Origin of the sequence: Janthinobacterium kumbetense, from assembly GCF_023703445.1 — a bacterium.
Classification (GTDB): domain Bacteria; phylum Pseudomonadota; class Gammaproteobacteria; order Burkholderiales; family Burkholderiaceae_D; genus Janthinobacterium; species Janthinobacterium kumbetense.
This window is the reverse complement of the sequence record NZ_JAMQGR010000004.1, coordinates 111517-136091: the sequence shown is the minus strand read 5'-3', so window position 1 is coordinate 136091 and position 24575 is coordinate 111517. Positions and strand designations below refer to the sequence as shown.

Below are 24575 nucleotides of genomic sequence, written 5' to 3'. Positions count from 1 at the left end.
GAAATATAGCAGCTGCCGGCACCCGGCAAGCGCACGCTAACGCGACGGGGCCAGATGAGCACCGGGTGCGAAGCGCACGGCGATCAGCAACAAGACCACGACGCCGGCGGCCATCACCATCCACGCCTGCGCCAGGCTGGACGAATGCTGGCGGATCAGGCCGGCGATGAAGGGCATGCTGCTGGCGATGATGTAGCCGCCGCCCTGCACAAAGCCCAGCAGCGCGCCGGCGCCGGCCGGGTCCGTCACATGGTCCATGCTGACGATCAGCGACAGGGGGAACAGGGCGCCGATGCCGCAGCCCAGGAATATCACGGCGGGCAGCGCCAGTTGCGCGGGCGCCACGATCAGGCAAGCCAGGCCGGCCAGCACGGCCAGCAAGACGGACAGCAGCAGGATGCGGCGGTCGGGAAAGCGGTGGATGACGCTGGAAATAACCAGTCCCGCCAGCACTTCCACCAGGGTCAGGCCGCCCAGCAGCAAGCCGCTGTCGGCCGCGCTCCAGCCCAGTTCCGTATAAAACGGCGGCAGCCAGGCCAGCACCAGCGTGTAAGCGCCCGTGCCGATGCCGAAAAACACCATCAGCAGCCAGGCGCGGCCGCTGCCCACGGGCAGGCTGGCGCCAGCGCCGCCGGCCACGTCCACGCGCGAGGCCGACGCGCGGCGCCACAGCAGCGCGGCCGCCACGGCGGGCAGCGCCCACAGGGCCAGCAGCGCCTGCCAACCCAGCGACTGCGCCAGGGGCGAAGCGGAGGCGGCGGCAATGGCCGCGCCGCCCATGATGCCCGTCGTATAAAACCCCATCAGCTGCCCTGCCCGCGCGGGGAAATGGCGCTTGATGAAGGCGGGCAACAGCGCCTGCACCAGCGCGATGCCCAGGCCGCCCAGGGCCGCCGTGGCGATCAGGCCGCCGCTGCCGTGCAAGGGCCAGCGCAGCGCGCAAGCGCAGGCGATGATGGCGATGCCGATGCCGATGCCGCGCGCCACGCCCAGGCGGCGCTGCAGCTGCGCGCCCAGCAAGGCGCACACGCCCATGGCGAACACGGGCACGGTGGTCAGCAAGCCCGCGTCGGCATTACTGAGGCCCGTGCCGGCCTGGATGCTGTCCAGCAAGGGGCCGATGGCGGCCAGGATGGGGCGCAGGTTCAGGCCCAGCAGGATGATGGCGGCCACCACCAGGGCGGACGAGGGAAGCGGGGAAGAGACGGGGCGTTCGGATGGCATGGGAGAGTAGTCCTTGCCTCGCTGGGAGGCACATGGTTTAATGCGTCATATAAAATAACTTGATGAAAAGTATCTTAACATAAAGATAGAAATGTATCTTGATGTCGAGATAAATGGATGACGCCATGACTGATACCCCGCAAGAACACACGCGCGCGCAATTTGCCGCCGCACAATGGCAGCGCGAACTGCCGCAGATGGATACGAACGCCATGCAGCTGGTGGGCCAGCTGGGCACGGTGGCGCAGCTGATGGCGCGCGACTGGCTCAACCCCCTGTTTGCGGAACACGGCTTGCAGCCGGGCGAATTCGACGTGCTGGCCACCCTGCGCCGCTCGGGCGCGCCATATGCGCTGACGCCGACGGCCCTGTATGAGGCGGCCATGCTGTCCTCGGGCGGCATGACCAACCGCATCGACCGCCTGGAAGCGGCCGGCCTGATCGAACGCCGGAAGCATCCGACGGACCGGCGCGGCGTGCTGGTGGCCCTGACGCAAAGGGGATTGGAATTGATTGAAAGGCTGGTGCTGTTGCACGTGGACAACGAGCGCGCGATGCTCTCGGCTTTGAACTCGGACGAGCAGCGCCAGCTCGACCAGTTGCTGGCCAAGCTGCTGCACGGCATGGCGCAGGCGAAGAAAGTTTAAGTTTAGGAAAGCAGGCGCGCCAGCTCGCGCAGGGCCGCATGGCCGCGCCGGGCTTGGCGCTGCAATTCTTCCGGCGCACAGTGTCCATACAGGGCCTGGACGTGGCCCTCGCTGGCGGCGCGCAGGTCGAGTTCGCCCGCACCGGGATCGGGCAACTGCCCCTCGACCAGGGTCAGGAAATAATGGCGGGGCGCGCCATGCAGGTTGGTCGCGAACTGCAGCACCAGGCCGCTGTCGAACAGCAGCGCCCCGCTGTGGGCGCCACTTTCCAGCAGCAGCCGGAACGGCGGCAGGGGGCGCCGCGCCGCGCGCAGCACGCTGGCCAGGCGCACTTGATAACCGAGTTCCAATCCATTCGCATGCAAGCGGCCGCCTTGCAGATACACCTTGAACGATGTTTGCACGGCCCGGCTGGCGCGGCGGAACCAGCGCTCATCCTCATACAGGCACAGCTGGCCGCCATCGCACAGCTCGTAAAATCCGCGCGCCAGCAGTTCCGGTGCCGTGAACGTGGCCAGGCCGACGGTCTGCGGCTCGCGCAGCCAGCCATCGTCAAGATAGGATTGCATCAGGGCGTGGATATCGTGGAAGGGCATAGGGGCAAGATCGGCGGTGGCAAAGGCCTGTATTGTAGGCCAGCCTATAATAGCCGGGCCACACCATCATTCAACGAACAGACCACGCCATGGCCCCACACGACGCGCTTTCCGAATTCGACCTGATCAAACAATATTTCGTGCGCCAGCGCCCCGGCCGCGCCACCCTGGGCATCGGCGACGATTGCGCGCTGATTACGCCCGGCGCCGGCAAGCAGATCGCCATCTCGTCGGACATGCTGGTCGAGGACCGGCACTTCTTTGCCGGCGCCGACGCCCGCATGCTCGGTCACAAAAGCCTGGCCGTGAACCTGTCCGACCTGGCCGCCATGGGCGCGCGTCCCGTAGCCTTTACCCTGGCCCTGGCCCTGCCGCAAGCCGAACGCGCCTGGCTGGCCGGCTTTGCCGAAGGCTTGTTTGCGCTGGCAGACGCCTTCGGCTGCGAATTGATCGGCGGCGACACCACCAAGGGCCCTTTGAATATCTGCATCACCGTGTTTGGCGAACTGGCGCCGGGCCAGGCCCTGCGCCGCAGCGCGGCCGTGGCGGGCGACGATATCTGGGTCAGCGGCACCCTGGGCGATGCGCGCCTGGCGCTGGCCGGCTACCGCATGGAGCAGGAACTGGCGCCATCCGACCTGCTGACAGCAAGCGCGCGCATGCACACGCCGACGCCGCGCGTGGCGCTCGGTTGCGCGCTGGCCGAAGCGGGCCTCGCGCATGCGGCCATCGACATCTCGGACGGCCTGGTGGGCGACCTCGGCCACATATTGAAAGCGTCGCAAGTGGGCGCCACTCTCGACGTCGACGCCCTGCCCGCCGGCCCCGTGCTGGCGCGGCAAGCGGCCAGCGTGCGCCGCCGCTACACGGCCGCCGGCGGCGACGACTATGAACTGTGCTTCACGGCGCCGACATCGTCGCGCGAGGCCATCGCCGCCCTGGCGGCAAGCTGCGGCACGCCCGTCACGCGCGTGGGCAGCGTCGAGGCGCAGGCGGGCTTGCGGCTGGTGGATGCAACGGGGCAGCCGCTCGACCTGCGCTTATCGTCTTTCGACCACTTCAGCGACTAAGTTCTACCGCACCGCCACCCGCGCCAGCCCCGGCTGGTTCACCATCCAGTAGTGCTGGAAGGCCAGGCGGATGTTGTCGCGCAGCTGGGTGTCGTCCCACGGCTTCGTATAAAAACGATAGATGGCGCCGCGGTTGATCGAATCGAGCACGGCTTCCAGGCCCGTGTAACCGGACAGGATGATGCGGATGGTTTCCGGGTACAGCTCCTTGACCTTACTGAGGAATTCCGTGCCGCTCATGCTGGGCATGCGCTGGTCGCAGACGATGACGTGCACGCGGTGCAGGGCCAGCATCTCGAAACCTTCGGCCGGCGTGCTGGCCGTGAGGATGTGATAGCCCTCGGGACGGAACAGGCGGTGCAGCGACGACAGCACGTTGACGTCGTCGTCGACGATGAGCAGGGTTTGCGCCGGCTGCGCGGCCGGGTCGTGGCCGGGCGGCAGGCCGGCGCCGGCCACGATCATCTGCCCCAGTTCCAGCGCCGGCAGGGCGCGGCTGAAATAGAAGCCCTGGATTTCATCGCAGCGGTTGCGCCGCAGGTATTCCAGCTGCGGGCGCGATTCCACGCCCTCGGCCACCACGCTCAGTTTCAGGCTGTGCGCCATGCTGACGATGGCCAGCGCGATGGCCGCGTCGTTCGGGTTGCTGGTGATGTTGCGCACGAAGGCGATGTCGATCTTCAGCTTGTCGATGGGGAAGCGCTGCAGGTAGGCCAGGCTCGAGTAACCGGTGCCGAAATCGTCGATGGCCACCTTCACGCCGATTTTTTTCAGTTTGCCCAGCACGACGATGGTGCGCTCGGCGTTCGACATCAGCGCCGTTTCCGTCAATTCCAGCTCCAGCAATTCCGGCGCCACGCCGTGCAGCGCCAGCGCCCGCGTCACCTCGCCTTCCAGGTCGCCTTCGGCAAACTGGCGGCTCGACACGTTCACGGCCACGTGCACGGGCCCCACCTCGCTGTCGCGCCACTCGGCGATCTGGCGGCAGGCGGCCTGGATCACCCAGGCGCCCACGCGCACGATCAGGCCCGTGTCTTCCAGCACCGGCACGAATTCGGCCGGCGCCACCAGGCCGTAGCCGGGACGGCGCCAGCGCAGCAGCGCTTCCACGCCGCTGATGCGGCCCGTGCGCAAATCCACCTTGGGCTGGTAGTACAGGATGAACTGTTCGTGTTCGAGCGCATGGCGCAGCGCCAGTTCCAGGTCCAGCCGCGCCAGCACCTGCACGTTCATACCGGCCGTGAAAAAGCGGTAGCCGTCGCGGCCCGCCTGCTTGGCGCCGCCCATGGCCGTATTCGCGTATTTGATCAGGGTTTCCGGGTCGGTGGCGTCGTCCGGATACATGGCGATGCCGATGCTGGCCGTCAGGGTGGCCGCATGGCCGCGCAAGTCGAATGGCGCGCGCAAGGCTTCGCGCACCTGGTTCGCCACGGCCACGGCTTCCTGCTGGTTGCGGCTCATGGTCAATATGAGCGCGAATTCGTCGTTGCCCAGGCGTCCCACCGTGTCGCGCAGGCGCACGCATTCGACCAGGCGGTTGCTGAACTGGCGCAGCAATTCATCGCCCAGCGCCGCGCCCAGGGTGTCGTTGATGCTTTTGAAGCGGTCCAGCGCGATGAACAGCACCACGATGCGCCAGCTTTTTTCTTGCGCCAGTTCGACGGCCTGGGCCAGGGTCTGATAAAACAGGCTGCGGTTCGGCAGCCCCGTCAAGCCGTCGTAATGGGCCAGGTGCTTCAGGCGCTCCTGCGCCTGGCGCCGTTCGCTGATGTCGCGCGCCACGGCGATCAGCAGCAGGCCGCCCGCGCCCTGCCCGCCCGCCACGGGCGCCTGCGCATACCAGTGCCAGCCCAGTTCCACGGGTATCAGGCTCAGGTCGCGCCGCACCAGTTCGCATTCCGTCACTTCCGTGGCCAGGTGCGCCGGGCCGCCCGGCAGCCCGGCCAAGGGCGGGGCCGGCGGCGACGGCAGCAAGGTGCCGGGCGCCAGCGCCAGCAGTTCGGCGCGCGCATAGCCGAGCAGGCGGCACGCGCCATCGTTGACGTCGACCAGGGTCATGCCCAGCACGTCGACGAGGAAGATGGCGTCGGTGGTGGCGTCCATGGCGCCGCGAAAGCGCTGCAGTTCGGCCGTGCGCTGACCCACCGTGCGTTCGAGCAAGGTGTTGTAGTGGCGCGCGGCGCGGTGCAGCAGCCGCACTTCGAGCATGTTGCGGATGCGCGTGAGCACCTCGAGCGCGTCGAACGGCTTGCTGATGAAGTCGCGCGCCCCCGCTTCCAGCGCCGCCAGCTTGGCGTCCGGGTCGGCGGCGATCACCAGCACGGGCAGATAGCCTTCCAGTTCCAGCGGGCGCAAGGCATCCATCACCTCGTAGCCGCTCATGCCGGGCATCGCCAGGTCGAGGATGATCAGGTCGAACTGCTGGCGCTGGTGCAGGCCGGCCACGGCGCGCGCGTCGAGGGTGCTGGTGACGGCCGTGTAGCCGCCGCTTTGCAGCAAATGCTCGAGCAGGCGCAGATTGACTTCCTGGTCGTCGACGATGAGAATTTTCGCCGCGTAGATATCGGCCTGGCTGATCATGGCGCGCCTGTTCCCTTCTGCCGGCGCTGCTGCGCCACGTAAGCCAGGGTGCTGTTGATCGCCTCGGTAAATTCATCGAGGTTGATCGGCTTGGTCAGATAGCGGTAAAAGCCCAGCGCCAGGCTGCGCTCCACATCGCCCGGCATGGCGTTGGCCGTCAGGGCGATGACGGGAATGTGCGCCGTGCGGGGATCGGCGCGCAGCAGTTTCAGCGCGTCCGTGCCGTTCACGTGCGGCAGGTTGATATCCATCAAAATCAGCTGCGGCAGGTGCGTGCGCGCCATTTCCACGCCCAGGCGGCCATCCGTGGCCGTCAGCAGCTGCAATTGCGGGCAATAGCGCACGATTTCCTCGACCAGGGTCAGGTTGGCGGGATTGTCTTCCACGTACAGCAAGGTCACGGGGGCGCTGTGCTCGAGCAGCGCGCCGGCCAGGTCCGGCCGCGGCAAGGCCAGGGTGGCGGGCGCGGGCAAGGCATCGACCACGCGCAGCTCGATCCAGAACGTGCTGCCCTCGCCGGGCGCGCTGGTCACGCCGATGCTGCCATCCATCAGCTCCACCAGGCGCTTGGTGACCACCAGGCCGATGCCGCTGCCCTCTTCCGTGCCGCCCTCCTGCCCCAGCCGGTTGAAGGGCTGGAACAGCAGCGCCACCTGTTCGCCGTCGAGGCCCACGCCCGTGTCGCGCACGCTGATGCGCACGCGCCCGCCCGCCTGCGGCGCGCAAGCGATGCTCACTTCGCCCTGCTCGCGGTTGTACTTGAGCGCATTCGACAGCAGGTTCAACAAGATCTGCTTGAGGCGCGTGCGGTCGGCCAGCACGTTCAGGGGGCAGGCGTCGGGGAAAGCCATGCCGATGCCGCGCTGGCTGGCCAGCGGCGCGATCATGTCGCGGCATTCCTGCAAGATGGCGTCCAGGCCCACCGGTTCGAGCGACAGGCTGACCGTGCCCGATTCCACCTTCGCCAGGTCGAGGATTTCATTGATCAATGTCAACAGGTGGCGCCCCGATTTCAGGATATGGCCGGCGAACTCCTTCTTTTGCTCCAGGGTCGACGGCAGGCGGTCGGAACTGAGGATTTGCGCGAAGCCCAGGATGGCGTTGAGCGGCGTGCGCAATTCATGGCTCATCGACGACAAAAACGCCGATTTGGCATAGTTGGCGCTGCGCGCCTCTTCCATCGCCATGGCCAGTTCGCCATTCGTCATTTCCAGCTGCACCGTGCGCTCGTGCACGCGCACTTCGAGCTCCTGGTTCAGGCGCATGACTTCCTGCTGCGCCTCGGTGCGCTGCTCGCCTTCGCGCGCCAGCTCGCCGTTCGAGCGCTCCAGCGCCTGCGTGCGCAGCTCGATCTCGGCCAGCATCTTGTTGAAGGAATCGACCAGCTGCGCCACTTCGTCGACGCTGAGCTTGCGCGCGCGGCGCGAATAGTCGCCCGTCTCGATCACTTCGCGCGCCACATCGGCGATATCGAGGATCGGTTGCGTGATGACGAAATCGAGGCGGCGCAGCAACAGCAAGGCCACCAGCAGCGCCAGCACCGTCACGCCCAGCGCGATGGCCAGGTAATCGGCCGTGCGGCCGGCCAGCTCGTAGTCGGCGCGCAAATACACGGTGCCCAGCAGTTCGCCATTGTCGACGATGGGCTTGAACAGCTCCACCGAGGTGCCCTGGATGCTTTCGCCTTCCTTGCCCACCTTCGCCGGCAGCTCGCCCACATTCTGGTTCGCGCGGTAGCTGGCGAACAGGCTGCCGTCGGCCTTGTACAGGGCGCCGGCCGTCACGCGCGGGCGGATGCGCATCAGGTTGAGGTTTTCCAGCGCCAGGCGTTCGTCGTCGAAGGCCAGCGCAGCCGAGCTCATGTGCCCCAGCAGCTCGGCCTGGGTACTGATATCGGCCACCAGGTTGCGGTGGTAGGCGCGCAAGTCGTAGACGACGATGGTGCCCAGCGAAATGACGAGGGCCACCAGGGTGGTCAGCAAGACCACCGACATCAGCTTGTGGCGGATGGAGCGCAGTCGTATCATCTAGGCGCCTCCCGTCTGCACGCGGTAAGCGGCCAGCAGCATGCGCGCGCTGATGCGGATATGCGCCTGCGCCACGGGTTTCAGGGCCACGTCGAAGCGCACCTTGTCCTCGGCCATCACAAAATTGATCATGCTGCCCATCGCGTAGACCTCATCCGAATCGGACACCGTCAACAACGCCAGGCCACGGCTGGCGGCCAGCATCTCCTGCAGCGCCGCCTTCTCCAGCGCGCCCAGGTACAGCACGTGCAGCCCGGCCAGCGTTTCGCCGCGGCGCACTTTTTTCACCTGCACGGCGCGGCCGTTGACGCTATGCCCGGCCACGCTCTGCTCGAGCTGCTCGGCCAGCGCATCGGCTCCCGCCACGCCGATCACCAGCGGCGCGTCGGGCCGGGCAAAGCTGCCGTCGGGCCATTCGACAAAACCGGCAAACTTGTACAGATACGCGGCCTTGACCTGGCGCTCCAGCTCCCCCGGCACCTGTGCCCGCGTCTCCGCGCACAGCACGCCCAACAGCAGCAATAGCCAGCCCCAGCGGTGAGCGCGGCGGCCGGCGCCGCGCGCGGGGTGGCGCAGGGGGCCAGGATGACGCCACCAGGTCCAGTTCAGAATTGCCATGACAACCGAGTAAAGATAATGCATACGAAGGCGCGGCACCATGCCGCTGGCCTGTTCGAGCGATGCGCACCAGGGTGGCGCAGCGACAGAGCGCCTGCCGGCCCGAAGTGGTAGCAAATGTATAAAAGAGTGTACGCATTTTCGCTGTGACCGGGGAAAGTTTCTTTTACCGTTGGCCATGCTACAGTCTTGCCACCATTTTCACCGCCTGCAGGAGTCATCCATGAGCAACGAACTCGTCCCCCTCTCCACCGCGCTCGGTCTGGCCTTGCAAGCGAAGGGCTTGCTGCTGGCCACGGCCGAATCGTGCACGGGCGGCGGCGTGGCGCAAGCCGTCACCGATATCTCCGGCTCGAGCGCCTGGTTCGAACGGGGTTTCGTCACCTATTCCAACGGGGCCAAGACCGGCATGCTGGGCGTGCCCGCCGCGCTGATCGCCGCACACGGCGCCGTCAGCGAAGAAGTGGCCGCCGCCATGGCGCAAGGCACCCTGCGCCACAGCGACGCCCAGGTGGCCGTCTCGACCACGGGCATCGCCGGCCCCACGGGCGGCGTACCGGGCAAGCCCGTCGGTACCGTCTGCTTCGGCTGGGCCATGGCCGGGCGCGTGCAGACAGAGCGCCGGGTCTTCGCCGGCGACCGCCAGGCCGTGCGCGAGCAGGCCGTGGCGCACGCCCTGCGGGAACTGCTGCGCTTTATCCAGTAGCATCGGCGATGCAGGCGCGGTCGCGGCCCGCCTGTTTGGCCGCGTACAGGGCACTGTCGGCGCGCATCAGCAATTCGTGGCGGCCGGCGCCGTGGCGCGGATACTCGGCGATGCCGGCCGAAAAGGTGCAGCCGGACAAGCTGTGCGGCGCCTGCTGGATCAGCAGCTGGCGGTAGCGCGCGGCGATATCGTCGATCTTGTGCGCCGCGATGAGGCTGTCGGCTTCGCGCAACAGCAGGCAGAATTCCTCGCCGCCATAGCGGCACAGCATGTCGCTGCCGCGCAACTGGCCTTCCACCAGGCGCGCGAACTGGATCAGCACTTCATCGCCAAAGTTATGCCCATAGGTGTCGTTGACGCGCTTGAAAAAATCCAGGTCGATGATGGCGATGGCCACGGGCGCATCCGCATCGGCTTCGTGCAGGATGGCATTGAGGCAAGTTTCAAAATGGCGGCGGTTGTACAGGCCCGTCAGGTGGTCGCGCATGGCCTGCTCCTTCAGGCTGTCCTGCAGGGAATTGACGTGCAGGATCTGGTGCGCCAGTTCGCGGTTCAGGTGCTCGAGCTTGGCGTTTTCCGTCTCGCGCGCCGCCTGCAGCTCCAGCGCCTTGTCGCGCTCCGCTTTCAGGCTGTGCATTTCCTTTTCCAGGTTGCGCATCAGGCTGCGCGAAGCGCGCGCCGATTTGCTGCTGGCCTCGTACGCGGCCTGGTATTGCTGCAGGAAACCATACGCGGCTTGCCATTCGCCCAACTGGGCATTGATATCGGACAAACCGCGCAAGATCTGCTGCTGGTGAAACGGATTGCGCGTCCAGCTCAGCAGGCTGTGCGCCTGCGTCAGCGAGGCCAGGGCCTGCGCCGTCTGGCCCGCGTGCAAGTCCAGCTTGCCGCGCACCAGCCACGCATGCATCTGCTCTTCCAGGTCCTGGCCACGGCGCGCATATTCTTCCGCCCGCAACAGCAATTGCAGGGCGCTGGCCGGCTGTTGCAGCAGGATGGCGGCGTGGGCGGCGATGCAAAACAAAAAGGCGCGCACGGCCAGGTCTTCTTCCGGCCACTCGTAAAACGGCTCCACCAGCGCCAGCGCCTCGGCCGGCTTGCCCGTGGCTAATAAACACATGGCCAGGTTGGCCGAAACGATGGTTTGCTGGTATTTGAGCTTTTGCGCGCCGATGATGTCGAGCGCCTCGACCAGCAGGGGAATGGCGTCTTCATCGTTGCCCAGGTCATGCTGCGACGACGCCAGGTTCGACAGGCTGTTGACCCGGTGCGCGGGGCTGCCGAAACGCTCGGCGATGTCCAGTGCCAGCAGGAAATTGCGCGGACCGTCCTGCGTATCGCCGCGGTTCAGGGCATCGACGCCCAGGCGCGCGTACAGCATGAACTTGTGCAGCGAGTCGGGTATCTGCGCGGCCTGGCTGCGCGCCTGCAGGAAATGCTGCTCGGCATCGGCAAAATCGCCGCGCCGGCTCGCATACGCGCCCTGCAGGGCCGCCACTTCCATGCCCCCTTCCAGGTCGCCGCTGTGCTGGAAATACGCGTCCAGGCGTTCGCACGACGGTTCGGCCTCGCCCGCGTAATACGCCAGCCAGCAATGATTGAGTTCCGCATACGCGCCGCCGCGCGCATACTGTTGCCGTTGCGCCGCCGCCAGCGCCATCTGCGCCAGCCGGCGCGCCTGGCGGCGGTTGCCGACCAGGCAAGACAGGGCTTGCTGATTCAGACGGTCAATGTCGGCTTTATCGAGACTGGAGATCGGCACTGCGTCCTCGTTCACACTCTGGGGTGGATTTTTCACACAAAACTTGCTCTGTATCAATGGTATCCTGATTAACATCATAACCAGATTCGCTGTTCCGCATGGCATATTTGCAAAGGATTGTGGTAAAAATGCCAGTCGTGGCCTGGCCGGGCGCCTGCGCCGCTGTCACGGATCTTTGATTGTCACTGACGCAACAACTTGGAGTAGTCGCAATGCAAAACACGGTACATTTCATCCTGCAGGGCAAGGGCGGCATCGGCAAGACCCTCGTCTCGACCCTGCTGGCCCAGTGGATAGGCGGCAAGGACGGCACGCCTTTGCGCTGCTATGACACCGATCAGGAAAACGCCACGTTCTCGCGCTACAAGGCGATGAACGTCAAGCATGTGCCCGTGATGACGGATGCGCGCAACATCGACCCGAAACGCTTCGACGCACTGATGATCGACATCCTCGAAGAAGACGGCAACTGCGTGGTCGACAATGGCGCGAACACGTTTTCGCCGCTGATGGGCTACCTGCTGGAAAACGATTGTTTTTCGCTGCTGCAAGAATCGGGCCGCAAGGTGTACATCCACACCATCGTCGGCGGCGGCGACACCCTGCACGACACGGCCACGGGCTTTGTCGCCACGGCGCAAGCGACGACCGTGCCGCTGGTGCTGTGGCAAAACGAACACTTCGGCCTGCTGCAATCGGCGTCCGGCAAGCAATTCGTCGAATCGCAGTCGTACAGCGACAACCGCGCGCGCGTCAAAGGCAGCATCACCTTGAGCCAGCGCAATCCCGACACCTTTGGCGCGGACGTCAAGAAAATGAACACGGCGCGCCTGACGATGCAGGAAGTGTTGCAGAACGACAAGTTCAACATCATGGAAAAGCAGCGCATCAAGGTCGTCTACCGCGACATCTTCGAACAGCTCGACAAGGTGCAGTGGTAGATGGACCAGCACAAACTGCGCAGCCACGTATTCGACAAGACGGGCATCAAGATCGACGTCGATGACCCGATATTCGCCCTGGTGGCGCTGAACGAAGCCGTGCTGGCGGAAACCGTCGAGCGCCAGCTGGCCATGCTGGACGCCGCCACGCAAGCGCTGGCGGCCCAGGCGCGCGCGGCGGGCGGCTTGCCTGAGCTGCCGCCGGCGTCCCTGGCCAGCCTTGCCGACAAGGCGACGCCAGCCGCAGGCTTCACGCCGCGCGAATGGCGTTTGCTGGGCGCCGCGGCCATCGTCTCCATCGCCAGCGCGCTGCTGGTGCTGGGCGGCGCGGCCCTGTTGTATAAACTGTAGCACCGACCGTAGCACCGTCGCGCTGCGCCAGCCACGAGCGAGCCGCAGCGTCTCCTCCACCTATCCCTGGAAGCATGCATGAAACCGATCAAATTGCTGGCCCTCCCCGCCCTGCTGCTGTCGCTGTACGGCGCTCCCCTGAGCCTGACCCACGCCGCCGATGCGGCTGCGGCGGCCCCCATGGGCGCGACGGCCGTGCCGCACATCGCCTACGAAAAATACACCTTGCCGAACGGCCTGGACGTCATTCTCGTGGAAGACCATAAATTGCCCGTCACGGCCGTCAATATCTGGTACCACGTGGGGCCGGCCAATGAAGCGCCGGGCTTGACGGGCTTTGCGCATTTGTTCGAGCACATGATGTTTGCCGCCACCAAGCACGTGCCGCGCGGCATGGCCGACCAGTTGCTGGAAGGCGCGGGCGCCACCGATTCGAACGGCAGCACGGATTTCGACCGCACCAATTATTTCGACACGGTGCCGTCGAACCAGCTGGAACTGGCCCTGTGGACGCATTCCGACCGCATGGGCTACCTGCTGGACGTGCTCGACCAGACGGCGCTGACGAACCAGCAGGATGTGGTGCGCAACGAGCGCCGCCAGAGCGTGGAAAATGCGCCGTACGGCATCGTGCAGGAAGCCCTGTACCACCAGCTGTTTCCCAAGACCCATCCGTATTACGCCAGCGTCATCGGTTCGCACGCGGACATCCAGAACGCGAAACTGGCCGACATCAAGGATTTCTTCACCAAATACTATGGCCCCAACAACGCCAGCCTGGTGATCGCCGGCGATATCGACAAGGCGAAGACCAAGGAACTGGTCAACAAATACTTCGGCAGCTTCAAGAGCGGCCCGGCCGTGCCGAAACCCGCTGTCGTGACGCCGCCCATCACGCAGGAACGCCGCATCGTGGTGCAGGACCGGGTCGAATTGCCGCGCGTCTTCATGGCCTGGCTGACGCCGTCCGCCTACACCAAGGATGACGCGGAACTGTCGATGGCCGCGCACATCCTGGCCGGCGGCAAGTCCAGCCGCCTGTACAAATCGCTCGTGTACGACAAGCAGATCGCCCAGGACGTGGGCGCCAGCCAGGGTTCGAATGCCCTCACGTCCATCTTCACCATCGACGCGACGGCGCGCCCCGGCCACCAGCCCGAGGAAATCGAGCAAGCGCTGCAAGTGGAGCTGGAGCAATTGCGCGCCAAGGGCCCCACCGAGAAGGAACTGGAACGGGCGCGCAACAGCATCGAGACCACCATGCTGAGCCAGGTGGAAAAAATGGGCGGGCGCGGCGTGGCCAACTTGCTCAACGAATACAACCAGTACCTGGGCGACCCCGGCTACCTGGCCAAGGATATCGAGCGCTACCGCCAGGTGACGGCGGCCGGCGTGCAGCGCGCCGTGGATACCTACCTGAAAAACCAGTCGCGCGTCGTCGTCTACGGCGTGCCGGGCAAGCCGGACCTGGGCGCGGAAGTACCGACGCCGGCGCCGGGCAAGGTCAAGCCTGCGCCAGGCACGGCCATCAATGCGGACGAGCCATGGCGCAATGCCGTGCCGAAGGCCGGTCCCGCGCCGAAGATTGTGCTACCGCAAGGCAAGTCGTTCACCCTGGCGAACGGCCTGACCGTGATCCACCACTACAATCCGGCCGTGCCGCTCGTTTCCAGCCAGCTGGTGATCAAGAGCGGCTCGGGCGCCAATCCGCCGGCGCAGCCGGGCTTGTCGAGCTTTACGGCGCAATTGCTGCAGGAAGGCACTGCCACGCGCAGCGCGCCGCAGATCGCCGACGATGTGGCGCAACTGGGCGCCCTGCTGAGCACCGGTTCCGGCACGGATGCCTCGTTTGCCCAGTTGACATCGCTCAAAGCCACGTTCCCGCAAGCGCTGGACGTGCTGGCCGACGTGGTGCTGCACCCGCAATTCCCGCAAGAAGAGGTGGAGCGCCAGCGCGCCAGCCGCATCGGACAGCTGGCGCAGCAGCGCGAAAACGCGGGTGCCGTGGCGGCCCGCGTGGAAGCGGCGGCCCTGTATGGCCCGCAACATCCGTACGGCTACATCCAGCTGGGCACGGAAGCGGCGCTGAAGGCGGCCAGCCGCGCCGACCTGCAAGCGTTCTGGCAGCAGCATTACCTGCCGAACAATGCGGCGCTGATTGTCTCGGGCGATATCGGCGAAGCGGAATTGAAGGCGCTGGCCGAAGCGAAGTTCGGCAGCTGGAAGGCAGGCACGGTGGCGCAGTCCGTGGCCGCCACGCCGCAGACGACGCAGGCAAAACTGATTTTGGTCGACAAGCCGGGCGCACCGCAAACGGCCGTACGCCTGTCCGCCATCGCCGTGCCGCGCGCCACGCCCGATTACGCGCCGCTGCAAGTGATGAACGCGGCGCTGGGCGGCTTGTTTACCAGCCGCCTGAACACCAACTTGCGCGAAGAAAAGGGCTACACGTATGGCGTGCGCTCGCAATTCCAGTACCGCAATCAGCCTGGACCGTTCTCGATTGCCGCCAGCGTGCGCACCGATGTGACGGGCCCGGCCGTATCGGAAACCGTCAAGGAGATCCGCGCCATGATCGCCAAGCCCTTGAGCAGCAAGGAACTGGCGAATGCGCGCAATTCGCAGGTGCTGTCCTTGCCGGGCCAGTTCGACACGAACGCCAGCATCAGCGCCAGCATGGCGAACGCGTATATCTACGGCCTGGGCCTCGACTATTACACGACCTTGCCGCAGCGCTTTGCCAGCGTGACGGACAAGCAAGTGCAGCAGGTGGCGAAAAAATACCTGCAGCCGGAAAAGCTGATCGTCATCGGCGTGGGCGACAAGGCGAAGATCGCCCCGCAATTGAGCAAGCTCAAACTGGCGCCCGTGGAACTGCGCGATGCTGAAGGTAACGTGAAATAAGACTAGCGGCGCTTGAACAGCGCCAGCTTGTCGATGATCGCCGCCACGGCCACCCCGGCCGTGTAGGCGATCAAATCACCCCAGCCGAAGGTGGAACCCAGCGCCAGGTGTCCCAGCGGATGCGCGCGCAGCTCGACGATCCACGGCGCCTGGACCAGCTGGCCGAATTCCACGGCAAAGCAGATCAGCAGAGACCACAAGGCCAGTTGCCACGTGCGCATGCGCGTGGCGAGGACGCCCAGCGCAAAGACGATCATCATGGCCCACAGGGCGTCGCCCGGATATTTTCCCAATGCAGCGGGAAGGAATTGGGGATAGGCGCGCGAGGCCAGGCCCAGCGCGATGACAGCCACGGTTGCGCCCACCTGCAGCAGGCGGCGGCGTTCAGGTTTTACCAGGAACATATTTCCATTCAAAGGCACAATACGGGCCGAACCATTGCGGCCCGTCCGATATTGTACTGCGCGGCCGTGTCCGCCTGTAGCCTAATGCGCCTGGCTACCCTCAGTCCAGGTCGACGTTCTCCGCCAGGAAATCGAGCAAAGCGCGCACGCGCAGCGGCACATGCCCGCCTTGCCCCACGAAGACGGCATGCACGTCCTCGCTGTCGCCCGGGTTGAACGCTTCCAGCACGGCCTGCAAACGGCCCGCCGCGATATCGCCGCGCACCTGGAAGGCTGCCAGGCGCGCCAATCCCAGCCCCGCCAGCGCCAGTTGCCGCAAGGCTTCACCATCGCTGGCCTGCGCATTACCGGTGACCGGCACGACGACGTCCCCCTCGGGCAAGCGCAGCGGCCAGCCCGAGCGGGCGCGCGCGTAATTGGCGTCGAGCAGATTGTGCGACGCCAGGTCGGCCGCCAGCAGCGGCGTGCCGCGCCGCGCCAGGTAGCCTGGCGATGCCACGATGACCATGCGCGTCTGGCCCAGCTTGCGCGCCAGCAAGCTGGAACTTTTCAGGGGACCGGCCCGCACGGCCACGTCCGTGCGCTGCTCGAGGATATCGACCACGGCATCCGTGAGCACGATGTCGAGCGTCACCTGCGGATAGCGTTCGAGGAACAGCGGCGCCAGCGGCAGCAAAAAATGCTGGCCGAACGGCACGTTCGCATTCACGCGTATTTTGCCGCGCGGCACATCCTGCACGCTAGCGCAGCGCTCGGCTTCGTCCAGGGCCGCCAGCACCCGCATGCCCCGTTCGTACAGGCCGCAGCCCTCGGCCGTCAGCTGCAGCTGGCGCGTGGAGCGGTTCAGCAAGCGCGCGCCCAGGCGCTCTTCCAGCCGCGAGACGAGCTTGCTGACGGCCGATGGCGTCATGCCGCAAACGCGCGCGGCGGCGGAAAAGCCGCCCAGCTCGACCACGCGCACAAATACTTCCAGCTCGCCGGAACGATTCACTTCCAGTCTGGCCATTGTGAATTCAACTCATAAATGTTCTTCGATAAGATAGTCTAGTGCATAAATGGCGTTGCTTGCATCATGCGCACATTCCCCTTGATGAAGCGAGCCGCCATGCAACGATTTTCCATCCTCCCCGCCGCCCTGCTGAGCCTGGCACTCGGCACAGGCCCTGCCCAGGCCGCCAATGCGGACACCGCCTGGCTGGCCAGCTGGACGGCCAGCCCGCAAGCCGTGTGGAGCAGCGACTTCCTGTTCCCCAGCAACGTGCCCGCCGTGCTGCACGGGCACACCGTGCGCCAGGTAGCACGCCTCAGCGTGGGCGGCCCGCGCGTGCGCATCGTGCTGTCGAATGCGTATGGCAAGGTGCCGCTGCGCATCGGCGCGGCCACCGTGGCCCTGGCCGCTTCCGGTTCGGCCATCGAAGCGGGCAGCCTGCGCACGCTCACGTTTTCCGGCCAACCCTCGGCCAGCGTGGCGCCGGGCGCGCCGCTCGTCAGCGACCCCGTCGACCTGCCCGTGCCGGACCTGGCCCGGCTGACGGTGAGCATCCACCTGCCGCAAGCCAGCCCGACTTCCACGTTTCACTGGGATGGCCGCGAGACGGCCTGGATCGCCCCGCAGGACCAGACGCAGGCCGCGCGCATCGATGACTCTCCCGGCGTGCACACCACCACGGCGCGCCTTTTACTGAGCGCCATCCAGGTGGAAGCGGCGCCAGCCGCGCAAGCCGTGGCCATCCTGGGAGATTCGATCACCGATGGCGCCAGCGCCAGCCTGGGGATGGATGCGCGCTGGCCCGATTTCCTGGCCGAACGCCTGGCGCCGCAGGGCGTGGCCGTGATCAATGCGGGTATTTCCGGTGCGAGGCTGTTGTCCGACGGCATGGGAACCAATGCCCTGGCCCGCTTCGAGCGCGACGTGCTGGCGCAGCCGGGCGTGCGCACGGTCGTCGTCTTGCTGGGGATCAATGACATCAGCTGGCCCGGCACGGCGTTTGCGCCACGGGAGCAGCGGCCGACATTGGAGGAACTGAGCAGCGGCTACGCCCAGCTGGTGGCCCAGGCCCGCAGCCGCGGCGTGCGCGTGGTCGGCGCCACCCTGACGCCATTCGCAGGCGCCCTGCCCGGCACGCCGCTGAGCGACTATTATCAGCCTGATAAAGATGCGCTGCGGCAACAACTCAATGCGTGGATACGCGCCAGCGGCACGTTCGACGCCGTGCTCGACTTCGACGCGTGGGCGCGCGACCCCGCGCACCCGCTGCGCCTGCTGCCCGCCTACGACTCGGGCGACCACCTGCACCCGGGCGACGCGGGCAACCGGGCGCTGGCGGAAGGGATAGCCCTGCCGCTGCTATTGAATCAATCGCCCAGTCCCGCGTACAAGGCCGTGCTCAAGTAGCGCTCGCCAAACGACGGGATGATGGTAACGATGGTCTTGCCCGCGTTTTCCGGACGGCGCGCCACTTGCAGGGCCGCCCACAGGGCGGCGCCCGAAGAGATGCCGACCAGCAAGCCTTCATCGCTGGCGGCCAGGCGCGCCGTGGCGAACGCGTCGTCGTTCTTGACGCAAATGATTTCGTCGTAGATGGCCGTATTCAAAATCTGCGGCACGAAGCCGGCGCCGATGCCCTGAATCGGGTGCGGTCCCTTGGTCCCCTTCGACAACATCGGCGACGCTTCCGGTTCCACGGCGATCATTTGCAGGCCAGGCTTGCGTTCCTTCAACACTTCGCCGATGCCCGTGATCGTGCCGCCCGTGCCCACGCCGGCGACGACGATGTCCACTTGTCCATCCGTATCGCGCCAGATTTCCTCGGCCGTCGTGGCGCGGTGGATGGCGGGATTGGCGGGGTTATTGAATTGCTGCAACATCAGGTAGCGGGGGTCGGCCGCCACCAGTTCCTCGGCCTTGCGGATGGCGCCCAGCATGCCTTCGCTGCCGGGCGTGAGCACCAGCTCGGCGCCGTAGGCGCGCAGCAGGATGCGCCGTTCGCGGCTCATGGTGTCGGGCATGACGAGGGTGCAGCGGTAGCCGCGCGCGGCGCACACCATGGCCAGCGCGATGCCCGTGTTGCCGCTGGTGGGCTCGACGATGACGGTGTCGGCATGGATCTTGCCGGCGGCTTCGGCCGCAACGATCATGGACAGGCCGATGCGGTCCTTGACGCTGTGCGCGGGATTGTAGAATTCGAGTTTGGCCAGGATGGTGGCCACACTGCCGGCGGCGATGCGGTTGATGCGCACCAGGGGGGTGTTGCCGATCAGTTCAGTGACGTCGTTGGCGATGTTCATGGAAGGAAGCTCCGCTATTTCAAGAAACCCCAGTCTACCGCTTTTAGCGGCGGCGCGAGCATGCGCCGCCGCCAAACTGAACAATTACTTCACGTCCAGCAATTCCACATCGAAGATCAGTGCCGAGTTCGGCGGAATGTCGCCATTGCCGGCGCCGCGCGGGCCGTAGGCCAGTTCGCCTGGAATGATCAGGGTGCGCTTGCCGCCCACTTTCATGCCGGCCACGCCCTGGTCCCAGCCCTTGATGACCATGCCCTTGCCGAGCGGAAAGTCAAACGGGCCACGGCCCACGGAGCTGTCGAACTTCTTGCCGCGCGAATCTTTCGCCAGCGGACGGTACAGCCAGCCCGTGTAGTGCACGGTGACGTTGTTGCCTGCGGACGCTTCCTTGCCCGTGCCGACCTTGTTGTCGATCAAGATCAATTTATCGGCGACAGGGCCGGGGCTCAGCGAGACGGCGGAGGCGGGAACAGGCGCTGGCGCCTGTGCCTGCGCCAGCGACGCGGCGACGGAGCAGATCAGGGCAAACAAAACGGAGCTACGCGTCATGATGTATTCTTTCAGTGAGTTTCGGTGAGATCCCTGCGCCAGCGAACCGGCAGGGAACGTCAATAATAGCAAACCGCCGCAACGATAGGAAAAACTTGTCGCCCGATGCCCATTGCCCCCGCCTGTTTTACGCGCTATGGCCCGATGCGGCCACGCGCGCGGCCCTGGCCGCCTGGCAGGCGCGTCTGGAAGGCAAGCCCGTGCGCGCGGACAAGCTGCACCTGACCCTGGCCTTCCTGGGCCAGCGCCCTGCCAGCGAGCTGCCCGCCCTGCTGGGTATTCTGGAAGACATGCCGGCGCATGCCATGCCCCTGCTGTTCGATCACGCCAGCCATTTTACGCAGCTGGCGCTGGCCTGGGCCGCCCTGGCGCGGTCCTCGCCCGCCTTGCTCGACTTGCGCGCGGCCTGCATGCAGCGTCTGGCGGAACAGGGACTGGCGCCGCGCTTCGAGCACGACCGCTTCACGCCGCACGTGACCCTGGCGCGCCAGGCGCCGCCGCCGGCCATCGAGGATTTCGCGCCCATCGCCTGGCAGGCGGACGAACTGGTGCTGGTGGAATCGCTGAAAAGCAGCGGCGATTACCGCATCCTGGCCAGCAGGAAGCTGATTTAAGCAGCGTGACTCAGGCGGCGTCCGGCACTGACATTGGCGCTGGCACTTCAGCAACTTTGTCCTGGCGCAAGCTTTTCAGCGCATGGGCGGCCGCCACCATGCCGAAGCTGGCCGTCACCACCACGCTGGAACCGAAGCCGGCGCAATTGAGTCCCGTCACGCCGGCGGGCGCGCTGCCGTCGATGGCGCACGCTTCCGCGCTCTCGGGCGTGCTCAGCGGCTCCATGGAAAACACGGCGTCGACATTGAATTTGTTTTTCACGCCACGGGGGAAACCATATTCCGTGCGCAACAATTTGCGCACGCGCTTGAGCAGCGGTTCCTGTTCCGTCTTCGACAAGTCGCGCACGGCGATCAGTGTCGGGTCCGTCTGCCCGCCCGCGCTGCCGATGGTCAGCATGGGAATGTTGCGCGCGCGGCAATACGCAATCACGGCCGCTTTCGCCTTGGCATTGTCGATGGCGTCGACCAGGTAGTCGAAATCGCGCCCGCCCAGCAATTGCTCCAGATTATCGGGGGTAATGAAATCCTCGATCTGCGTGACCTGGCAAAACGGGTTGATCAATTCGATGCGTTCGGCCAGGGCCGTGATCTTGGCCTTGCCGATGGTGTCGCTCATGGCCTGGATCTGGCGGTTGATGTTCGATTCGGCCACATTATCGAGGTCGATCAGGGTCAGGCGGCCGACGGCGCTGCGCGCCAGCGCTTCGACGATCCAGGAACCGACGCCGCCCACGCCGATCACACACACATGCGCGGCGCGGAAGCGCGCCAGCGCGGGCGCGCCGTACAGGCGGGCAATGCCGCCAAAACGCCGCTCAAAATCGATCTCGGTCAAGTCCATGGAAATTAGTTCATTGGTGGAGGTATGCATGGCGCCATTTTAACGGACACTGCGCTGGCGGATATTCTAAAATAGCCGAATTGACACAGCGACAAGAGCAATTGTCGCCGCGCCCCCACACCGCTCACCACGAGAACTCGCCATGACCTCTCCCCTGTTCGACTCCGTTCCCGGCTTTGACCAGCCCATCGCCGTGCTCAAGCATTGCCACGACAAGATCCGCAAGCAGCTGACGACCCTGCAAAACCTGCTGGGCCATCTGGCGCAGCACGGCAACACGGCGGACGCGCAGCAGGCGGCCAAGGCGGTGTTGCAGTATTTCAATAAAGCGGCCCATCTGCACCATGACGATGAAGAGCAGGACTTGATGCCCATGCTGCAGGCGACGGCCACCGGCGACGATGCCGCCCTGCTGACCACGCTGGTGCCGGAAATCCTCGCCGACCACCAGCGCATGGATCAGGCCTGGCTGACCCTGCGCCCGGAACTGGACGCCATCGCTGCCGGCACGGGCACGCAGCTGTCCGCCGACGGCGTGCGCGATTATGTTGCCGCTTACCAGGCCCACATGGCCAAGGAAGAAGGCCAGCTGGCGCCCATGGCCAAGCGCCTGTTCAGCGCGCAACAGATGGAGCAGCTGGGCACGGCCATGCAGCGCCGCCGCGGCATCGCGCCGGAAGAGACCGCCGCCCCGGCAGCGGCCACCGTGCCCGTACACGATGCAGCCACCCTGGCCGCCATGCGCATCGATTATGTGCAAAGACTGTTATCCGAGGAAGACGTGCAGCGCGACCCGATTGCGCAATTTGAAAAGTGGTTCGACGAAGCGCTCAAGTCCCAGGTCAGCGAGCCGAACGCCATGAGCTTGTCCACCGTCAGTCCCGACGGCAAGCCCAGCTCGCGCATCGTGCTGATCAAGCAGTTCGATGAACGGGGTTTCACCTGGTACACGAATTACAACAGCGACAAGGGCCAGCAACTCGAGCACAATCCGCACGCGGCCCTGCTGTTCTTCTGGCGCGAGCTGGAGCGGCAAGTGCGCATCGAGGGCACGGTGGTGAAGACCACGGCGGCCGAGAGCGACGAGTATTTCAATGTGCGTCCCCTGCAAAGCCGGCTATCAGCGATTGCCTCGCAGCAAAGTACACCGATCGCCAGCCGCGCCGAGCTGGAAAGCCATTACGAGGCCGTGGCCGCCGCCATCGGCGATGCGCAGCCGCCGCGCCCCGCCCACTGGGGCGGCTACCGTTTGCAGCCGGAACGCATCGAATTCTGGCAGGGACGCCGCTCGCGCTTCCACGACCGCATCGTGTTCACCCGCGATGCTGACGGGCAATGGAGCATGCAGCGCCTGCAACCCTGAGCAGGATAAGCAAGGCGGCGCAAAGCAAGCTGGTCAATATAGGTGTAGGCTATGAGGGTAGAAGTTACTAAATGACATTGTTTCTCAATTTGCGGCTGCCATGGCGGCCGCTTCATTGGAGGCCATTTTGTTTGTACAAAACCAACTCAAGTCCTGGATCGCCAGCATCCGCAGCAAGACCGCCTTGCCGCTGCGCATAGAATTGTGGAATGGCCAGCATGTCGACCTGTCCAGCGAAGCGCCCAGAGTCACCATCCGCCTGCCGACCGTCGCCTCGGCCCGCTACCTGCTGAACCCGTCGCTGGCCAACCTGGGCTCGGCCTATGTGGAAGGCAATATCGAGGTCAAGGGTACGGCGATGGACATGATTTCCATCTGCAATGCCCTGGCGCGCACGACCTTGAAGCCGGAAGGCAAGCTGGCCCGCATCGTGCGCAGCTTTACGCACGACAAGAGCAAGGATGCCGAAGCCATCCGCTACCACTACGACGTGTCGAACGCGTTCTATGAACAATTTCTCGACCCCGCCCTCGTGTATTCCTGCGCGTATTTCGAACACGGCGATGAAACCTTGGCGCAGGCGCAGGTCAAGAAGATCGACCATATCCTGAAGAAAATCCAGCTGCAGCCGGGCCAGACCCTGCTCGACATCGGCTGCGGCTGGGGCGCGCTCGTGATTCGTGCCGCGCAGCAATATGGCGCCCGCTGCGTGGGCGTGACCCTGTCGGAGAACCAGTACGCGCTGGCGCGCGAGCGCGTGGCGGCGGCCGGCCTGGCCCACTTGATCGATATCCGCCTGCAAGACTACCGCGACGTCACGGGCCAGTTCGACCGCATCACCAGCGTGGGCATGTTCGAGCACGTGGGCCTGAAACACTTGCCCGACTACTTTTCCATCATCCACAAGCTGCTCGCGCCCGATGGCATGGCGATGAACCACGGCATCACCTCGACCGACCCGGACAATGGCGAAACGCCGTATGGCGGCGGCGAGTTCATCGAAAAGTATGTGTTTCCGCACGGCGAGCTGGCGCACATCGGCAATGTCTTGAAAACCATGCAGCAGGGGGGACTGGAAGTGCTGGACGTGGAAAACCTGCGCCGCCACTATGCGCGCACCTGCGCCCTGTGGACGGAGAATTTCGAAGCCCATGCCGAGCAGATCCGTCCGCTGGCGGGCGAACGGCGCTTCCGCATCTGGCACGTCTACCTGGCCGGCTGCGCCTATGCCTTCGAGCAAGATTTGATCAGCCTGTACCAGATCGTCTGCGTGAAGGCGGGCCGGCGCTCGTCCACCCTGCCCTGGTCACGCAACTACATGTATGCGCAAGAGAATACGCAGGAAACAAGGCCGGCGCCCGTGCTCGCGCCCTGACAGGCGCGCGGGGCCGTCTTACTTCAGGCGGCCCGCGTACATGGCGCGGAATTTCTCCACCTTGGGCGCGACGACGAGGGCGCAATAGCCCTGCAAGGGATGCTGCTCGACATAATTCTGGTGGTAATCCTCGGCCGGATAAAAAGTGGCGGCCGGCGCCAGCTGCGTAACGATGGGCGCATCCCACACGCCGGCCATTTCGGCCACTACCTTGCGCGCCACGCTTTCCTGCGCGGCCGACTGGTAACAGATGACGGAGCGAAATTGCGTGCCGACATCATTTCCCTGGCGATTCAGGGTGGTGGGGTCGTGCAGCGTAAAAAAGATTTCCAGCAAGTCGTGGTAAGCGATGATGGCAGGGTCGAATTCCAGGCGCACCACTTCCGCGTGGCCCGTCTCGCCCGTGCACACCTGTTCGTAGCTGGGATGGGGCACGCTGCCGCCCGTGTAGCCGGACTCGACGCGCGTCACGCCGCGCACTTCCCCATACACGGCGGCGAGGCACCAGAAACAGCCACCGCCGAATACCGCCACTTCCGTCTGTTGATTCATGATGTCCTCCCGCAACGCTGCTGCGACTTATCATTTCACCACTGTAACGCAAAGCGCCATGGCTTGCAGCGTCGCTTGAAACGGCGCGTGGGACACCGCACATACGGGCATGCCGGCCACGATTGCGCTGGCATGGCCGATTTTTGGCATAATGTCAGCA

The 24575-nt window shown here is 65.4% G+C and carries 22 protein-coding genes; 10 read left to right on the top strand and 12 right to left on the bottom strand.

The window, feature by feature from the left end:
• Positions 1-36: 36 nt before the first annotated feature.
• Positions 37-1224: an MFS transporter gene (locus tag NCG91_RS14255; RefSeq protein WP_099666386.1), complete on the bottom strand. Its 1188-nt coding sequence runs from the start codon at positions 1222-1224 to the stop codon at positions 37-39.
• Positions 1225-1349: 125 nt separating this feature from the next.
• Here NCG91_RS14255 and NCG91_RS14250 point away from each other — a divergent pair, with 125 nt between their 5' ends.
• Positions 1350-1871, top strand: coding sequence for a MarR family winged helix-turn-helix transcriptional regulator (locus NCG91_RS14250; RefSeq protein WP_099668348.1), 522 nt, complete (start codon positions 1350-1352; stop codon positions 1869-1871).
• Between the two features lie 2 nt (positions 1872-1873).
• Here the strand turns inward: NCG91_RS14250 and NCG91_RS14245 are convergent, their stop codons facing one another.
• Entirely contained in the window at positions 1874-2467 is a 594-nt protein-coding gene (locus tag NCG91_RS14245; RefSeq protein ID WP_251350149.1) for a hypothetical protein, read from the bottom strand.
• Positions 2468-2556: 89 nt separating this feature from the next.
• Between NCG91_RS14245 and thiL the strand changes: the two genes are divergently transcribed.
• Complete coding sequence (gene thiL, locus NCG91_RS14240; protein ID WP_251350148.1) at positions 2557-3537, top strand: thiamine-phosphate kinase; 981 nt, start codon at positions 2557-2559, stop codon at positions 3535-3537.
• Positions 3538-3540: 3 nt separating this feature from the next.
• Here the strand turns inward: thiL and NCG91_RS14235 are convergent, their stop codons facing one another.
• From NCG91_RS14235 to NCG91_RS14225, 3 genes are read right to left on the bottom strand one after another with little or no spacing between them, the layout of a single operon-like run.
• Positions 3541-6117 (bottom strand): EAL domain-containing protein, encoded by a 2577-nt coding sequence (locus NCG91_RS14235; RefSeq protein ID WP_099666383.1) that lies wholly within the window; start codon positions 6115-6117, stop codon positions 3541-3543.
• The gene (locus NCG91_RS14230; protein ID WP_251350147.1) at positions 6114-8144 is read right to left on the bottom strand and encodes a sensor histidine kinase, YfiR-like protein-associated; all 2031 of its coding nucleotides are present in this window, start codon (positions 8142-8144) and stop codon (positions 6114-6116) included. The genes NCG91_RS14235 and NCG91_RS14230 overlap by 4 nt, the downstream gene beginning before the upstream one ends.
• Entirely contained in the window at positions 8145-8762 is a 618-nt protein-coding gene (locus tag NCG91_RS14225) for a TOL_0243 family YfiR-like periplasmic protein (RefSeq protein ID WP_180278680.1), read from the bottom strand. It abuts the gene before it with no gap.
• Positions 8763-8985: 223 nt separating this feature from the next.
• Here NCG91_RS14225 and NCG91_RS14220 point away from each other — a divergent pair, with 223 nt between their 5' ends.
• The gene (locus tag NCG91_RS14220; protein WP_251350146.1) at positions 8986-9468 is read left to right on the top strand and encodes a CinA family protein; all 483 of its coding nucleotides are present in this window, start codon (positions 8986-8988) and stop codon (positions 9466-9468) included.
• Here the strand turns inward: NCG91_RS14220 and NCG91_RS14215 are convergent.
• Entirely contained in the window at positions 9458-11230 is a 1773-nt protein-coding gene (locus NCG91_RS14215; protein ID WP_251350145.1) for a GGDEF domain-containing protein, read from the bottom strand. The genes NCG91_RS14220 and NCG91_RS14215 overlap by 11 nt on opposite strands.
• 212 nt (positions 11231-11442) lie before the next feature.
• On the opposite strand from NCG91_RS14215, the gene NCG91_RS14210 reads away from it, so the two are divergent.
• From NCG91_RS14210 to NCG91_RS14200, 3 genes are all read left to right on the top strand, one after another.
• Positions 11443-12171 carry a P-loop NTPase family protein gene (locus NCG91_RS14210; protein WP_077408658.1) on the top strand — a complete coding sequence of 243 codons (729 nt, stop codon included), beginning with the start codon at positions 11443-11445 and terminating at the stop codon, positions 12169-12171.
• Positions 12172-12522 (top strand): conjugal transfer transcriptional regulator TraM, encoded by a 351-nt coding sequence (traM, locus tag NCG91_RS14205; protein ID WP_251350144.1) that lies wholly within the window; start codon positions 12172-12174, stop codon positions 12520-12522.
• A 78-nt stretch (positions 12523-12600) separates the two neighbouring features.
• Positions 12601-15426 carry a M16 family metallopeptidase gene (locus NCG91_RS14200; protein ID WP_251350143.1) on the top strand — a complete coding sequence of 942 codons (2826 nt, stop codon included), beginning with the start codon at positions 12601-12603 and terminating at the stop codon, positions 15424-15426.
• Positions 15427-15428: 2 nt separating this feature from the next.
• Here NCG91_RS14200 and NCG91_RS14195 read toward each other — a convergent pair whose 3' ends face one another.
• Both NCG91_RS14195 and NCG91_RS14190 read right to left on the bottom strand, forming a co-directional pair.
• Positions 15429-15830, bottom strand: a complete 402-nt coding sequence (locus NCG91_RS14195) for a ribosomal maturation YjgA family protein (RefSeq protein ID WP_251350142.1) — start codon at positions 15828-15830, stop codon at positions 15429-15431.
• 100 nt (positions 15831-15930) lie between these two features.
• Positions 15931-16836: a LysR family transcriptional regulator gene (locus NCG91_RS14190; RefSeq protein ID WP_251350141.1), complete on the bottom strand. Its 906-nt coding sequence runs from the start codon at positions 16834-16836 to the stop codon at positions 15931-15933.
• Positions 16837-16935: 99 nt separating this feature from the next.
• Here NCG91_RS14190 and NCG91_RS14185 point away from each other — a divergent pair, with 99 nt between their 5' ends.
• The gene (locus NCG91_RS14185) at positions 16936-18225 is read left to right on the top strand and encodes an SGNH/GDSL hydrolase family protein (RefSeq protein ID WP_251350140.1); all 1290 of its coding nucleotides are present in this window, start codon (positions 16936-16938) and stop codon (positions 18223-18225) included.
• On the opposite strand, the gene cysK is transcribed toward NCG91_RS14185, so the two are convergent.
• A complete protein-coding gene (gene cysK, locus NCG91_RS14180) occupies positions 18186-19118 on the bottom strand; it encodes a cysteine synthase A (RefSeq protein WP_251350139.1) in 933 nt (310 codons plus the stop codon). The genes NCG91_RS14185 and cysK overlap by 40 nt on opposite strands.
• 84 nt (positions 19119-19202) lie before the next feature.
• On the bottom strand, positions 19203-19667 hold the full coding sequence (locus NCG91_RS14175; protein ID WP_077408663.1) for an FKBP-type peptidyl-prolyl cis-trans isomerase: 465 nt from the start codon (positions 19665-19667) through the stop codon (positions 19203-19205).
• Between the two features lie 95 nt (positions 19668-19762).
• Between NCG91_RS14175 and thpR the strand changes: the two genes are divergently transcribed.
• Positions 19763-20281 (top strand): RNA 2',3'-cyclic phosphodiesterase, encoded by a 519-nt coding sequence (gene thpR / locus NCG91_RS14170; protein ID WP_251350138.1) that lies wholly within the window; start codon positions 19763-19765, stop codon positions 20279-20281.
• A gap of 10 nt (positions 20282-20291) precedes the next feature.
• On the opposite strand, the gene NCG91_RS14165 is transcribed toward thpR, so the two are convergent.
• Positions 20292-21155: a tRNA threonylcarbamoyladenosine dehydratase gene (locus NCG91_RS14165; RefSeq protein ID WP_251350137.1), complete on the bottom strand. Its 864-nt coding sequence runs from the start codon at positions 21153-21155 to the stop codon at positions 20292-20294.
• A 112-nt stretch (positions 21156-21267) separates the two neighbouring features.
• Here NCG91_RS14165 and pdxH point away from each other — a divergent pair, with 112 nt between their 5' ends.
• Both pdxH and NCG91_RS14155 read left to right on the top strand, forming a co-directional pair.
• Positions 21268-22488, top strand: a complete 1221-nt coding sequence (gene pdxH / locus NCG91_RS14160; RefSeq protein ID WP_251350136.1) for a pyridoxamine 5'-phosphate oxidase — start codon at positions 21268-21270, stop codon at positions 22486-22488.
• A 127-nt stretch (positions 22489-22615) separates the two neighbouring features.
• Positions 22616-23863: a class I SAM-dependent methyltransferase gene (locus tag NCG91_RS14155; protein ID WP_099668346.1), complete on the top strand. Its 1248-nt coding sequence runs from the start codon at positions 22616-22618 to the stop codon at positions 23861-23863.
• 18 nt (positions 23864-23881) lie between these two features.
• Here NCG91_RS14155 and msrA read toward each other — a convergent pair whose 3' ends face one another.
• Positions 23882-24415 (bottom strand): peptide-methionine (S)-S-oxide reductase MsrA, encoded by a 534-nt coding sequence (msrA, locus tag NCG91_RS14150; RefSeq protein WP_251350135.1) that lies wholly within the window; start codon positions 24413-24415, stop codon positions 23882-23884.
• Positions 24416-24575 lie beyond the last annotated feature (160 nt).

What these genes read in the sequence shown, in the direction of transcription:
- NCG91_RS14255 (WP_099666386.1), bottom strand. Translation starts at nt 1,224, where the DNA reads ATGCCATCCGAACGCCCCGTCTCTTCCCCGCTTCCCTCGTCCGCCCTG.
- NCG91_RS14250 (WP_099668348.1), top strand. Translation starts at nt 1,350, where the DNA reads ATGACTGATACCCCGCAAGAACACACGCGCGCGCAATTTGCCGCCGCA.
- NCG91_RS14245 (WP_251350149.1), bottom strand. Translation starts at nt 2,467, where the DNA reads ATGCCCTTCCACGATATCCACGCCCTGATGCAATCCTATCTTGACGAT.
- thiL (WP_251350148.1), top strand. Translation starts at nt 2,557, where the DNA reads ATGGCCCCACACGACGCGCTTTCCGAATTCGACCTGATCAAACAATAT.
- NCG91_RS14235 (WP_099666383.1), bottom strand. Translation starts at nt 6,117, where the DNA reads ATGATCAGCCAGGCCGATATCTACGCGGCGAAAATTCTCATCGTCGAC.
- NCG91_RS14230 (WP_251350147.1), bottom strand. Translation starts at nt 8,144, where the DNA reads ATGATACGACTGCGCTCCATCCGCCACAAGCTGATGTCGGTGGTCTTG.
- NCG91_RS14225 (WP_180278680.1), bottom strand. Translation starts at nt 8,762, where the DNA reads ATGGCAATTCTGAACTGGACCTGGTGGCGTCATCCTGGCCCCCTGCGC.
- NCG91_RS14220 (WP_251350146.1), top strand. Translation starts at nt 8,986, where the DNA reads ATGAGCAACGAACTCGTCCCCCTCTCCACCGCGCTCGGTCTGGCCTTG.
- NCG91_RS14210 (WP_077408658.1), top strand. Translation starts at nt 11,443, where the DNA reads ATGCAAAACACGGTACATTTCATCCTGCAGGGCAAGGGCGGCATCGGC.
- traM (WP_251350144.1), top strand. Translation starts at nt 12,172, where the DNA reads ATGGACCAGCACAAACTGCGCAGCCACGTATTCGACAAGACGGGCATC.
- NCG91_RS14200 (WP_251350143.1), top strand. Translation starts at nt 12,601, where the DNA reads ATGAAACCGATCAAATTGCTGGCCCTCCCCGCCCTGCTGCTGTCGCTG.
- NCG91_RS14195 (WP_251350142.1), bottom strand. Translation starts at nt 15,830, where the DNA reads ATGTTCCTGGTAAAACCTGAACGCCGCCGCCTGCTGCAGGTGGGCGCA.
- NCG91_RS14190 (WP_251350141.1), bottom strand. Translation starts at nt 16,836, where the DNA reads ATGGCCAGACTGGAAGTGAATCGTTCCGGCGAGCTGGAAGTATTTGTG.
- NCG91_RS14185 (WP_251350140.1), top strand. Translation starts at nt 16,936, where the DNA reads ATGCAACGATTTTCCATCCTCCCCGCCGCCCTGCTGAGCCTGGCACTC.
- cysK (WP_251350139.1), bottom strand. Translation starts at nt 19,118, where the DNA reads ATGAACATCGCCAACGACGTCACTGAACTGATCGGCAACACCCCCCTG.
- NCG91_RS14175 (WP_077408663.1), bottom strand. Translation starts at nt 19,667, where the DNA reads ATGACGCGTAGCTCCGTTTTGTTTGCCCTGATCTGCTCCGTCGCCGCG.
- NCG91_RS14165 (WP_251350137.1), bottom strand. Translation starts at nt 21,155, where the DNA reads ATGCATACCTCCACCAATGAACTAATTTCCATGGACTTGACCGAGATC.
- pdxH (WP_251350136.1), top strand. Translation starts at nt 21,268, where the DNA reads ATGACCTCTCCCCTGTTCGACTCCGTTCCCGGCTTTGACCAGCCCATC.
- msrA (WP_251350135.1), bottom strand. Translation starts at nt 24,415, where the DNA reads ATGAATCAACAGACGGAAGTGGCGGTATTCGGCGGTGGCTGTTTCTGG.